The 13,494-nt window shown below is 64.6% G+C and carries 8 protein-coding genes and 1 pseudogene; 6 read left to right on the top strand and 3 right to left on the bottom strand.

What is annotated here, in order from left to right; genetic code table 11:
- Positions 1–5: 5 nt before the first annotated feature.
- Positions 6–1,463, bottom strand: coding sequence for an NAD(P)-binding domain-containing protein (locus tag AB4Y43_RS34040; RefSeq protein WP_368729794.1), 1,458 nt, complete (start codon positions 1,461–1,463; stop codon positions 6–8).
- Positions 1,464–1,689: 226 nt separating this feature from the next.
- On the opposite strand from AB4Y43_RS34040, the gene AB4Y43_RS34045 reads away from it, so the two are divergent.
- The 3 genes and pseudogenes from AB4Y43_RS34045 (at position 1,690) to AB4Y43_RS34055 (ending at position 5,067) form a co-directional block, all read left to right on the top strand.
- Positions 1,690–2,766 carry an LLM class flavin-dependent oxidoreductase gene (locus AB4Y43_RS34045; RefSeq protein WP_368729795.1) on the top strand — a complete coding sequence of 359 codons (1,077 nt, stop codon included), beginning with the start codon at positions 1,690–1,692 and terminating at the stop codon, positions 2,764–2,766.
- A 99-nt stretch (positions 2,767–2,865) separates the two neighbouring features.
- Positions 2,866–3,462 carry a cysteine dioxygenase gene (locus AB4Y43_RS34050; RefSeq protein WP_069266841.1) on the top strand — a complete coding sequence of 199 codons (597 nt, stop codon included), beginning with the start codon at positions 2,866–2,868 and terminating at the stop codon, positions 3,460–3,462.
- Positions 3,459–5,067, top strand: a pseudogene (locus AB4Y43_RS34055) (rhodanese-related sulfurtransferase). Before AB4Y43_RS34050 ends, AB4Y43_RS34055 begins: the two are co-directional and overlap by 4 nt.
- A gap of 241 nt (positions 5,068–5,308) precedes the next feature.
- On the opposite strand, the gene AB4Y43_RS34060 reads toward AB4Y43_RS34055, so the two are convergent.
- Together AB4Y43_RS34060 and AB4Y43_RS34065 are read right to left on the bottom strand one after the other, a co-directional pair.
- The gene (locus AB4Y43_RS34060) at positions 5,309–6,562 is read right to left on the bottom strand and encodes an arsenic transporter (protein WP_368729810.1); all 1,254 of its coding nucleotides are present in this window, start codon (positions 6,560–6,562) and stop codon (positions 5,309–5,311) included.
- A 182-nt stretch (positions 6,563–6,744) separates the two neighbouring features.
- Positions 6,745–7,656 (bottom strand): YihY/virulence factor BrkB family protein, encoded by a 912-nt coding sequence (locus AB4Y43_RS34065; protein WP_368729796.1) that lies wholly within the window; start codon positions 7,654–7,656, stop codon positions 6,745–6,747.
- Between the two features lie 367 nt (positions 7,657–8,023).
- Between AB4Y43_RS34065 and AB4Y43_RS34070 the strand changes: the two genes are divergently transcribed.
- The 3 genes from AB4Y43_RS34070 (at position 8,024) to AB4Y43_RS34080 (ending at position 13,479) form a co-directional block, all read left to right on the top strand.
- Positions 8,024–8,998, top strand: coding sequence for a hypothetical protein (locus AB4Y43_RS34070; RefSeq protein ID WP_368729797.1), 975 nt, complete (start codon positions 8,024–8,026; stop codon positions 8,996–8,998).
- 670 nt (positions 8,999–9,668) lie between these two features.
- On the top strand, positions 9,669–10,757 hold the full coding sequence (locus tag AB4Y43_RS34075) for a hypothetical protein (RefSeq protein ID WP_368729798.1): 1,089 nt from the start codon (positions 9,669–9,671) through the stop codon (positions 10,755–10,757).
- 370 nt (positions 10,758–11,127) lie between these two features.
- Positions 11,128–13,479, top strand: coding sequence for a TonB-dependent receptor (locus AB4Y43_RS34080; RefSeq protein WP_368729799.1), 2,352 nt, complete (start codon positions 11,128–11,130; stop codon positions 13,477–13,479).
- Positions 13,480–13,494: the final 15 nt, after the last annotated feature.

Consider the following 13,494-nt stretch of genomic DNA (forward strand, 5'->3'; position numbering starts at 1 on the left):
CTCCGTTATCGCGACGGTGCCGACTCGACGCGCTCTTCACTGTACACGCTGTCCACATACAGCGACGGCTCGAAATCGGCGGCCACCACGGCGCTCATCCGCGCCTCATGCGCCTCGATATCGTCGAGAAACAGATCCTCGCTGATGCGCCGGATCACGGCGGGAATATCGCGCTTCATGCTCGGCACGTCGCCAACGGGCAGCCCGCGGCTCACGAACGCGGCCGGATTGAAGACGTGAACATTGCGCAGGAACGGTGCCGTGCCCGGCGTCTTCTCCAGGTATTCGAGCGCCGCGCCGAGGTAAGGATGCGCGCCGAGCGCCTCGTCCTGCTCGTGCGGCGCCGGCGTGTAATGATCGCGCCAGAGCAGCACGTGATCGGCCAGGTCGGCAAGCTCGGGCCGCGCGTGCAGGTCGACGGCGTAACCGGTTCCGGCAATCGCGAAATCGAATGCGAACGTCGCGTCGTTCACCCGCGCCGCTACGCGCGTGCCCTCCACCGTCGCGCGCTGCCACACGGCGTCCAGATGCAGATGGAAGTTCGGGAAGCGCGTGGCGCGTGAGACGGCGTCGGCGGGCGGCGTCGATCCCGCGCGACGAAAGCGCAGTGCCAGGCGCCAGCGCAGCGCGTCGGGCAGCGCGGGATAGTTGTCGTAAGCGCCTGGATACGCACGGGCGCGCGTCACAGGAAGGCTTGGCAACAGCGCGCGACGCACGAAGAGATGCACATCGGCAGCGCCCGCTTCGAGCGCCGTCGCCGCCGCGTCGAACGCCGAGGCCGCGCCCCCGACCACCGCGACGGACTTGCCGCGCAATGCGGCGAAATCGATCGCATCGGACGTATGCGCGAGGTGCGTGCGCGGCAGCACGGCCAGCGCCACGGCGACGTTGGGCTTGCCATTGCCCGCCACGCCGTTTGCGAGTATCACCTTGCGCGCCGTTTCCACACGCCGCACGACATCGTCACCGTGACGAACGTCGAGATGTAGCCTGAAGTGCGTTCCAACCGGTTCGATGCGCGTGAGCGTCGTGCCGTAACGAACCGCGATGCCGAGGAATTCCCGATACCACGCGAGATACTCGGCCCAATCCTCGCGGCCAATGCGTTCGAATTCGGCGTACGCGGCCTCGCCGTGACGCGCTTCGTACCACGCCTGGAAGCTCAGCGCGGGCAACCCTGCTTCCGGCCCCGCCAGTGTCTTGGGCGTGCGCAAGCGCTGCATGCGAGCGCGTGTGGTCCAGACACCCGCGTGCGGCGCGCCAGGCGCGCCGTCGATCACGCTGACCTTGCCGATCCCCGCGCGCCGCAAGCCGAACGCGAAGGCCGTGCCGCTCTGGCCGCCGCCCACGACGACCACGTTGTGATCGATGCCGTCACGGTTGACGACCCAATCTTCCGGATCGGGGCCGATGAGGCGCAGTGTGGTGTGCGCATGACGGTCGTGCAGTATGGGATCGCTCATGGGAATGTCCTGCGAAGGGGCACGTGGGGCGCAACCGCGCGCCGGAAGTCCGAGTATCGGTGAGCGCTCGGCCGCCGGCAAAGAACGATTCGGACTTTCCTTTTTCGGCGCGCGGCATGTCGCTGCATGTCATGTGCAAATGGAATGTTTATCAGCATTCAATATTTAAACCTCGCATGCCCGGGTGGTAGCCTCTTTGGATCGTTCGTCCACCCAGGGAGCCCGCATGAGCATCGAATTCATCGGCATGATCCAGCAGCGCAAGGTGTCGGAGACGCATCTCGCCGAAGGTCCGGCCATCGACGTCGACTACGTTCGCGACTTTGCGCAGGCGCACGAGCACGCAGGCTTCGACCGCATTCTCGTGCCGCACAGCTCGGTCAGCCCCGACGCCACGCTGACGATCGCCTATGCGGCAAGCGTGACATCGCGCGTGCATTTCATGCTGGCGCACCGCCCCGGCTTTGTCTCGCCGACGCTCGCCGCACGCCAGCTCGCAACGCTCGATCACTTTTCCGGCGGCCGGCTCGCCGTGCACTTCATCTCGGGCGGCAGCGACGCCGACCAGCGTCGCGACGGCGACTACCTGAGCCACGACGAGCGCTACGCGCGCACCGACGAGTACCTGCAGGTGCTCAAACGTGTATGGACCGAAAGCAAACCGTTCGACCACAAAGGCCGCTTCTATCGCTTCGAACAGGCGTGGTCGGAGGTCAAGCCGCGTCAGCAGCCGCACGTGCCGATCTACTTCGGCGGCGCTTCCGAAGCCGCGCTCGCGGTGGCCGGCAAGCACGCGGATGTGTACGCGCTGTGGGGCGAATCGAAGCAAGGCGTGGCCGACCTCATTGCTCGCGTGCGTGCCGAAGCCGCGAAACACGGACGCCAGGTGCGCTTCTCCGTGTCGTTCCGGCCGATCCTCGCCGACACCGAGAAGGCGGCGTGGGAGCGCGCCGAACATATCCTCAACGAGACGCGCCGCCTGCGCGCCGAACAGGGTCTCGACACGGGCGCCCCGCTTCAGAGCGAAGGCGCGCGTCGCCTGCTCGGCGCAGCGGGCGACGGCGTGCGCGCCGACGACCGCCTGTGGACCGCCGTCGCGAAGGAAATTGGCGGGCGCTCGAACTCGACGGCGCTCGTGGGCACGCCTGGCCAGGTGGCGCAGACGCTCGCCGAATATCACGCGCTGGGCGTGACGACGTTCCTGATTCGCGGCTTCGACCCGCTCGAGGACGCCATCGATTACGGCCGCGCGCTGATTCCGGCCACGCGCGAACTGGCCTCGCGCGTACGCGCCGCCGCCTGATACGGCTGGAGAGACCGCCATGAGCCATCCCGACGCCGCAGATATCGGCACCGCTGCACCGCGCGCCGTCCTCCGGCATGCGCCCATCCGCAAGTTCTGATGGGCATTCACAAGCTTCGCCGCTTCGTCGGCACGATTGCGGAACTCGTGGACCACGCGCCGCGCGAGTCCAGATTGATCGATCGCGGCCTCGATGCGCTGCGCGAACTCGTACGCGACGACGACTGGTTGCCCGACGCCTACGCCGCGCCCTCGCCTGAGCGCTATCAGCAATACCTGCTCTACGCCGACGCGCGCCAGCGCTTTTCGGTGGTCAGCTTTGTCTGGGGACCGGGCCAGCAAACGCCCGTTCACGACCACACGGTGTGGGGCCTGATAGGTGTGCTGCGCGGCGCCGAATATGCGCAGCCCTACGCGCACGACGCGGCGGGTGCGTTGCATCCGCTGGGCCGCGAGGTGTTGCTTCAGCGCGGCGAGGTCGAGGCCGTCTCGCCGACGCTCGGCGACATCCACCGCGTGCGCAATGCCTACGACGATCGCGTTTCGGTCAGCATTCACGTGTATGGGGCGAACATCGGCGCGGTGCGCCGGTTTACCTATCCGGCCGACGCCTCGCCCAAGCCCTTCATCTCCGGTTACTCGAACGACGTCCTCCCGAACTTCTGGGATCTCAGCAAGGAACCCAACGCCTCATGAAGTCATTTCCCGTACGCACGCATCAGGACGTGCGCGACGCCCTGCTCGCCCGCCGCGAGATCGCGCTGCTCGACGTGCGCGAGGAAGATCCGCATGCGCAATGCCATCCGCTTTTTGCCGCCAACCTGCCGCTCTCGAAGCTCGAACTCGACGCCTGGACGAAGCTGCCGCGCCGCAGCGTGCCGATCGTGCTGCTCGATAGCGGCGAAGGCTTCGCACAGCGCGCGGCCACGAAGCTCGACGCGCTTGGCTACACCGATATCGCGCTGCTGGAAGGCGGACTCGCGGGCTGGATCGATGCGGGCGGCGAGGTGTTCCGCGACGTGAACGTGCCGAGCAAGGCGTTCGGTGAATTCGTCGAAGCGGAGCGCCATACGCCTTCGCTGACGGCCGAGGCCGTGAATGCGCTGCTCTCGGGCGGCGAAGACGTGGTCGTGCTCGACGCGCGCCGCTTCGACGAGTACCAGACGATGAACATTCCCGGCAGCATCAGCGTGCCAGGTGCGGAACTCGCGCTGCGCGCCCGCGCGCTGGCGCCCAATCCCGCTACGCGCGTCATCGTGAACTGCGCGGGGCGCACGCGCAGCATCATCGGCACGCAATCGCTCGTGAATGCGGGGCTGCCGAACCCGGTGGCGGCGCTGCGCAACGGCACGATCGGCTGGACGCTGGCCGGGCAGACGCTCGAGCATGGCAGCGCACGCCAGTTCGAACCGCAGGCGGGACGCGACGCGGCCACGCTCGCGCAATCGCGCGCAGCGGCCGCCGCGCTCGCCAGCCGCGCGGGCGTGCGGCGCACGACGCTCGCGCAAGCCGAACAGTGGGCCGCCGACACGTCGCGTACGACGTATCGCTTCGACGTGCGCACGCCTGCCGAGTATGAACACGCGCATGCTCCAGGGTTTCAGGGTGCGCCGGGCGGGCAGCTCGTTTAGGAAACCGAAATGTTCGCGCCGGTGCGTGGCGCGCGCGTGGTCCTGTTCGACGACGACGGCGTGCGTGCCAACATGACCGCTTCCTGGCTCGCACAGATGAACGTCGACGTGCATGTGATCGACGAAGCCCGCAGCGGGCACCTCACCGAAGCGGGCGCATGGCGCGCGCCGAAGCCCGCCGCCGCCAGCGTCTCGACGATCACGCCCGAAGCGCTCGCCACGCGTCTTGCCGCGAGCGATCATGGCACTGTCGTGCTCGATTTCACTTTCGAGCGCCAATCACGTGAAGGCACATATTCCCGGCGCGTGGTGGGCGCTGCGGTCGCATCTCGCGCCAGGCTTCGACGATCTGCGCGCGCTGCCCGATGCGCGCCGCTATGTGGCCGTGTGCATTACCAACGCGCTCGCACCGTTCGCCGCGTCCGAGATTGCCTCGCTCACGGGCAAGCCCGTCGAAGTGCTGGAAGGCGGCACGGCGGCATGGATAGGCGCCGGCCTGCCGGTGCAAAGCGGCGATGCGCATCTGGCGTCGCCGCGTATCGACCGCTACCGGCGCCCTTACGAAGGTACCGACAACGCCCGCGAGGCGATGAACGCGTACCTCGAATGGGAGTACGGGCTCGTGGCGCAGCTAGAGCGCGACGGCACACATGGATTCTTCGTGATCTGAAGGCGACGCCGAGAGCGCGGGTCGCGTAAAACAGGATGCGTTCAGCCCGGCAATCTGCAGACAGTCGAAAGTAACGTGATGCAGCGCGATGACGATTGCCGCGGCCTGATAGCCTAACCGGGCTAGGCCGGAATCGCCTGACGAAATCGATGTGAGCGCGAGGAACTCGACAAGCCTCTCGAGCAACAGTTCGTAGCACTTGAGAGCCCCGCCTCCGGGTTATTACGTGAAAGCGACTCGGCTAGCTTCCCGCCAGAAGCCTTGCGGCCAATGCGCAAATCAGGGCCGGCGGCATCACGACGGCGCCCACGCTCAGAAAGCGGCCAAAGGTAATGGACTCACCTTCGCGGCGAAGCGCGGCGAGCCACAGGATCGTCGCGAGCGATCCAGTCACCGAGAGGTTAGGCCCGAGATCGACGCCGATCAATAACGCGTCGATTACTGGCTGGGGACTCTGCGCCTTGATCGTTGCTGCGCTAGCAACCAGTCCCGCAGGCAGGTTGTTGACGACGTTGCTGACGAACGCCGCCGCCGCGCCCGCGCCCAATCCTGTCAGTGTCTCGTTCGCCGAAGTCGCGTGCTTCAGCAGACCGGCCAGCGCGTCGATCACGCCGGTATGATCGAGCGACGCAACCATCACGAACAGCCCGGCGACAAGTGGCAGCACGCTCCAGGAGATGCGCTTGAGCAACGGCCACGGCGACGCGCGCGCGCGCCATAGCACGACGCCGGTCGTGAGCGAACCCATTACTGCGGTCGGCGCACCGAGCTGCAGGCCACGCAACGACGCGGCCAGAAGCGCAACTGACGTCAGTGCGAGGCCGCAAAGCGTCAGGCGACCACCGGCGCCAAGACCGGACTCAGGCTCATCGTTGGCCAAGGTGCCTTGCAACGCGCGACGCTGCGTCCACCATAGGAGCGCAAAGGTCGCGAACAATGACAGCACCGACGCCAGCGCGAATCTCGAGAGCCAGGCTCCGAGCGGCGGCGTGTGATTTCCATATAGAACCAGGTTGGCCGGGTTCGAGATCGGCAGCACGAAACTGGCCGCATTGGCGACGAACGCACACGAGAGCAGGAGGGGCAACGGCTCAGCCTTGGCCTCTTTGGCGGCGGCGTAGACGGCCGGCGTCATGACGACCGCGGTCGCATCGTTCGAGAGAAAAGTGGTCGTGACGACTCCTGCCACGTAGACGAGCACCAGCAGCCGCAGTGGAGAACCACGCGCATGTTGCACGGCGAGCGCGGCGATCCAGTCGAATAGTCCTTCCTGTCTGGCGACTTCCGAAAGCAGCATCATGCCGCCGAGAAAGAGATAGACGTCCGTCCCCTTGCCGATAGCCTGCAATGCCGCGCTCAACGGCAGCAATCCGGACAGCATTAGCAACAGCGCCCCTCCGACCGCCCAGATGGCTTCCGGCCATCCAAGCGGCCGCAGGATGACACCCGCAGTCGCGACCGCTGCGATGGTCCAGGAAAAGACTGCTGGATTCAAGGGTGCTTGCACTGTACCAAGCCTGACAGATCGGGACAGCAGCCCCTCGAGCACCCGTCGTACCCGCCCTGACCGGTCGGCGCTCGCGCAGCCGACGGCAATTTGATCAACGATCCCGGGGACGAAGACCGTCCGGCGCTCGAATCCGACGTGGCGAGCAGGCTTTCGGCTGCCTCCTGTGGTCAACCAGTCACTACCGGCCGCGATGCCGGCTCGCCATTGCCTGTATCGAGGCGCTCGTACTCGGCAATGAGTTGCGCACCGAACAGCATCAGGGTCGCAAGGGTTTCGAGGCTGAATAGCACGACGATCGCCGTCGTCAGCGTCCCGTAGACGACGCTCACCTCGGAGAGCGTCGCGAAATACCACACCAGCACGCGTCGCGTGATCTCCCACAACACGCCGGCGGTGACCGCGCCGACGAACGCATGGCGCAGCGTCGTGCGCCCCGCCGGTATCACCAGATAAATCGCCGTCAATACCAGAATCTCACCCGCGAAACCGCACAGATACAGCACGACCCGGGTCGCGCCTGTTAGCGGCACCGCATGACCGAACAGCACAATGCTGTCGCTCGCTACGGCATGCAGGCCGCTGGAGACGAGCGTCACCACCAGCACGCCGATACCCAAAGACAGGCTGAACAGATACGGCACGATTGCCGACAGCAGGAAGTGTCTGCGCCGGATCGCGACCCGGTGCACGAAAATAATTGAAAGCGCGTTCTCGAGCACGGTGAAGGCAAGCGAGCTGAAAAAGATCATCGTGAGAACGAGAAACCAGCCAATCACGGAGCGATGGGCGAGAAAGCTGGCAAGCTCCGCCACAATCGCTTTCGACTGCCCCGGTACGAGCCATTCGAGCAAATGGGCGAGCGTATCGAGCAGAAGCTGCTCCCCAACGAAATGACTAAACGCGATCGCGACGAGTATCAGGAGCGGCACGATAGACAGCAACGCGTAGTAAGCGATCGCACCTGCGAGCAGCAACCCCTGGTTCCTGCGAAACGCCGTGCACACCTGGAAGACGAACCGGAGGGGATGCCGGGTAACGAAGCGCAGAGCCTGTCCGTGTGGATGATCGGCGTTGCTCACGTGAAGCTGTCCTGTTTCGTCCGCTCCGGGCAGCGTTCGCCTGCACCCGGCGCGAGGCGTTGCGCCCAAGGCCGCACCGCCTGGGCTCATTGTGCAGGTGACGTCCTGAAGCACAGCGAAGTGCGACGTCACCGGTCAGCGAACATTGGCGCGGAGAAATCGCTACCTGGCGGTGCGCAGTCTGACGCCTTCCTGGCAGCAAGCAGCGGACCTGCTTGCGCAATACCTGGCACGTCGCCCATGTTCCCATCCTCTTCCGCGGTCCGCTGCGTTCGCGCGCGCGGCACGTTTCGTGCTGTTGCGCTCTTGACCCGCCTGCCGCTGCGTGGCTTCGCATGCAGGCTCACGACCGAAAAGAGGGTTAGCCATGGATGAGATCGATCGACTTGGGAATGACGTCGCAGCAGCGCGGGTCGCGGAGTCCCGCAATGGACGCCCACGCTCCGCCGTTTCCTGGAGCGCTGTCGTGGCGGGAGCCGTGGGCATGGCGGCCTTCGCCCTCATTCTTCTCATGCTCGGCACGGGCCTCGGGCTTTCGTCGCTTTCGCCCTGGTCCGGAAGCGGCGCGCACGCAGAGACTTTCGGCGTGGCGGCCGTCATCTGGATCTGCGTGACGCAGGTGATGTCTGCCGGTCTCGGCGGCTATCTGGCGGGGCGGTTGCGTCGGCACTGGCCCGGTATCGGTACAGACGAGACCCACTTCCGCGACACCGCACATGGCTTTCTCGCCTGGGCGCTCGCCACGCTCCTTTCCGCCATCCTGTTCACCGCGGCCATGTCCGGGCTGGCCCGAGAGGGCGTGAGCGCAGGCGCACGGAGCGCAGCGCACGTCGCGAGCGGCGTTGCCGCCCTCAATCGCGGCAACGCCCAGGCCGCATACAGCACCTGGCCCATGGGCTATCTGATCGACGGCATGCTGCGTCCGGTTGCGGGCGCCGACGCATCCGGTGCGTTGGCTACCTCGGGTGCTCCGAGTTCACCGAATGCCTTGCATGCCGAACAGGTCTTCGAGACCGCACAGCAGAAGCAGGAGATCGCGCGAATTTTCCTCAACAGTCTGCCCGCGGGCGGGGCGCTTTCGGCCGAGGACACCGCGTACGTAGCGCGCATCGTAGCCGAGAGAACCGGGCTCGCACCGGCAGATGCCCGCGCGCGCGTCACGACCACCTGGTCGCGCTTGCAGGAAAACGTCGATGCCGAGGAACGCGCTGCGCGCGCAGCCGCAGAAGCGGTCCGCAGGGCCACCGTTCGCGTCACGTTGTGGCTCTTCATTTCGCTGCTCATAGGGGCCTTCTCCGCCAGTCTCATGGCGACGATCGGCGGCAGGATGCGTGAATGGTGACGGCTCGGCAATCGCACTACTTTCTCTGAGAGGAGGCAAACATGCGCTCAATTCTTCTTTTTCTGCTTGGCGTTCCGATTCCGATCATCATTCTTATCGCGCTCCTTTGGCATTGACCCGAACAATCACGCCTGCACCCGGACATGGCGGCTGCCGGTGCCTCCCGGCCCATAGCGCGGTCGCGCTCAGATGCACGAGACGAATGGCTTCGCGCGCCGGGAAGTACACGCGTCCGCCGCGTGGCTGGCCGCGGCTTTGCCAGCAGGATGGCAAGCATCCCGAGCCAGGCACCGATCTTCTGACGGTGGCGGTCAAGCATGGCGAATCGACGAGACGTAAAAAATTTGCAGAGGAACGGCTGAACCGACGCTGCTCGTAAGCGTCATCGCGCGGCCAGTTTGCAGCAGGCAGCGCGATGACCAGGTGGCCGACCGTACCAAAGCTCTCGCCTGGCGGGAGATTCCCCGTCGTATAGCGGCAATTTTGCGCTACCGGTCAGTTGAGGTATGGCGAGACGCCGCTCGCCGCACCTCAACAAGTGCGGCGTCTCATGCACCGTCACGATCAAGTCACTTCCGCGTGTTTCCATCTATTTCGGTTTCCTACCGGTCGCCTCAAAAACGATGGCGCCCCGACTTTTCTGCCCGCGTACCTGCTTCAGGAGATGAACATGCGAAGCATTCAAACTCTTCACGCAGCAAGCCGCATTTTTAGCCGCACCGCGCTCGCGTTCACCGTACTCTGCTTCGCGGCCGGTGCCGCCGACGCCCAGACCGCGGCAAAACCGATAGTCACTCCGGGATTCAGCCTGTCCGTCTTCGCGACGGGTTCAGGCGGGCTGATGAGCGCACCGGACTCACTTGCCGTGCTTGATGATCACGTTTGGGTCGGCTATGCAAACACCGGCGCACCGGATGGCACGAATGGCGCGATGAGCGTGATTGTCGAATACACGCTGGACGGCAGCATCGTGAAGTCGTATCAAGTCGCGGGACACAACGATGGCCTGAAGGTCAATCCGTACACGCGCGAGATCTGGGCGATGCAGAACGAGGATGCGAATCCGAACCTCGTCATCATCAATCCCGCGACCGGCCAGGCGTCCAAGCCGTATTCCTTCGCCAAAACGCTGCACGGTGGCGGCTATGACGACATCGTGTTCAAGGACGGCCAGGCCTACTTCAGTGCGTCCAATCCCACCCTTAACGCTAGCGGCAAGAATACGGGGCCCGCGATCGTCCGCGTCGTGCACCTTGATGCAAACAGCTACAGGATCGACGTTACGCCTGTCATGAGCGGCTCGCTCGACGCCAGCAACATTCCGTTTGGCACCGTGGCAACCCTCAACCTGACCGATCCGGATTCGATGACGCTAACGCCGTCGGGGGATGTACTGCTCGATGATCAGGGAGACGGTCAGCTTGTCCTGTTGCGCACGTCGGGCGATGAGCCGCGCGTGCAATATCTGCCACTTCTCGGCAACGTGCAGGTTGATGACACGGTATTCGCCGCGGCGCGACAGGGGTACTTGCTGGTATCCGATACGAAAGCCAACATGGTGTACAAGATCAGCGCCAATGTCTGGCAGCGTGACGCGGCTTTCTCCGCCTCGACGGGTGTGGCCGCTTCCGGTAGCACGCCGGCAGTGCCGGCTTACGTTGGCCAACTTGACTTGCGCAGCGGAGCACTTCTGCCGCTGGTAACCAATTTGGCCAGTCCGCATGGCATGGCCTTTGTATCGACAGGCGCCCAGCAATAACGGCCGCGTATCGATTGCCGGATGACGTGATCGCAGCAAGCCGGTTCGCGGCGATTGCGTCATCTGGCAAGTGCGCCCCAACGTCGCGACGGTCCCAGGGCGCCCCCTCGGCTCGAAGACGCCGCGCCCCTGAAGCCTTCCCCTCTCCTTCCAAGACCCGGTCGAGCGATTTTCGAAAGCGAGCGCCACGGGAAATCAATCAAGCGTGAGCATGCCCGTTCCTGGCGCCCTGGATCGGCGCGATGCGGGGGATTGCGAATTCTTTATGTTACGTTATAACATTACCAATCCTGCGCGCCAACGCTCGATTGATCGATGGCGCGTCGTTGCCTGACAAAAGGCGCGTCCACCCCGAAATCACAACAAAACAATGAACCGCTCGCTGAAATCGCAGGCCGGTATGGTGCTGCTCGCCTGTACGTTTTGCACCCGTTCGATCGCCGCCAGTGGCGAAGCCGCGCTTGCCGGCACGGTGGCCGACGCTCAGGGCCACGCGCCCGCCCATGTCCAGATCTCGCTCCAGGACGCCGGCGGCAAAAAAGTCGCCCAGACGACGGCCGACGCCAACGGGCGCTTCCGGCTCGAGGACATCGCGCCCGGCACCTACGCCGTCAACGTGGAAGCGACGGGCTACGGCACCGTCACACGCGTCGCGACGGTGACACAGGGACAGGCGCCCGAGCCGGTCGCTGTCGTGCTCCAGAAAGACTCCACGCTCGACATCACCGTCAACGCCCAGCGCCTTGACCGCGCTCGCAACGGTCTCCAGCCCGAAGTGGGTGCGAGCGTCTACCGCATCACGCAGGCCGACATCGACTCGTCGCCGCAAGGCGCGAACACGCCGCTCAACCAGGTTCTGCTGCAGGCGCCCGGCGTCGCCAACGATTCCTACGGTCAGCTCCACGTGCGCGGTGACCACGCCAACCTGCAGTACCGCCTCAACGGCATCATCATTCCGGAGCCGATCAGCGGCTTCGGGCAATCGCTCGATACGCGGATCATCGACCAGGTGAATCTCGTGACGGGTGCGCTGCCGGCTCAGTACGGCTATCGCACGGCGGGCATCGTCGACATCCGCACCAAGTCCGGCGACACCGGCAACGGCGGCACGATTGACGTTTACGGCGGCAGTCACCAGACAATCCAGACGAGCGCCGATGTGTTCGGCTCCAGCGGCCCGTTCAGCTATTACTTCGCCGGTTCGCTCGGCCAGAACAATCTCGGCATCGAGGCGCCCACCTCGGACGGCAGCCCCCTGCACGACCACACGCGCCAGGGCAACGGTTTCGGCTACATGTCGTACCTGCTCAACCCGCTCACGCGCGTGAGTGTGATGTTCGGCACCGCAAGCAACCAGTTCCAGATTCCGAATACGCCGGGGCTCGCCCCCGTCTACACGCTGAACGGCCAGTCCACGTTCGACTCGGCGAACCTCAACGAGACCCAGTCGGAGCTGAACAACTTCGCGGTGGTGGCATTGCAGGGCACCAACGGTGGCGCACTCGACTACCAGGTGGCGCTCTTCACGCGCTACACGCGCACCAAGTTCAATCCGGACCCGGTCGGCGACCTCATTTTCAATGGCGTCGCATCGGAGGACTTCCACAGCAACCAGGCGAATGGCGTTCAGGCCGATTTCACTTACCGGCTCAATGATCAACACACGCTGCGCGCGGGTCTCATGTTCCAGCAGGAGCATGCCGTGTTCGACAACAGCGTGGCCGTGTTTCCCGTCGACGCGAACGGCAATCAGACCTCCGACCAGCCACTCACGATTCAGGATGCCAACAGCAAAACAGGCTATCTGTACAGCCTCTACCTGCAGGATGAGTGGAAGATCACGCCGAAGCTGACACTCAACTATGGTCTGCGTTACGACCGCATGGACGAGTATGTGCAGGCCGGACAACTGAGCCCGCGCGTCGGACTCGTCTGGCAGCCGACCAACGCGACGACGCTGCACGCCGGCTACGCGCGCTACTTCACGCCGCCGGCTTTCGAACTCGTTTCCGACTCCACGGTCAGCAAGTTCAACGGCACGACCAACCAGAGCCCGAACGCGCAGAACGATCCCGTGAAGCCCGAACGCGCCGATTACTTCGACATCGGCATTACGCAGCGCCTCACCTCCAGCGTGACCGTTGGACTCGACGCGTACTACAAGCGCGCCAGCAATCTGCTCGACGAGGGGCAATTCGGTACCGCGCTCATCTTCACGCCATTCAATTACCAGTATGGGCGCGTCTACGGCGTGGAGTTCACGTCGAGCTACCACCAGGACAATGTGACGGCCTATCTAAATGTCGCATTCAGCCGCGCGCAGGGCAAGAACATCGAATCGGCGCAGTTCAATTTCGGCGCCGACGAACTGGCCTACATTGCAAACCATTGGGTCTACCTCGATCACGATCAGCGCATTACCGCGTCGTTCGGCGGCACCTACTCCCTCGGCCAGACGACTCTCACCACAGATGCGATCGTAGGTAGCGGCCTGCGCAGCGGCTTTGCGAATACCGGGCGTCTGCCCTGGTATGCGCAGGTCAACGTCGGTGTGATCCAGCATTTCAGCGAACCGCTGATCGGCCGCTTCGACGCGCGGCTCGTGCTGGTCAATGCCTTCGGCCGCGTCTACCAACTGCGTGATGGATCCGGCATCGGCGTGGGTGCGCCACAGTACGGCCCGCAGCGAGCGATCTATGCCGGTATTACCAAGCACTTCTGATCATTTCACGCGTAA

The organism is Paraburkholderia sp. BR10872, from assembly GCF_040965835.1.
GTDB classification, from domain to species: Bacteria; Pseudomonadota; Gammaproteobacteria; order Burkholderiales; family Burkholderiaceae; genus Paraburkholderia; species Paraburkholderia nodosa_A.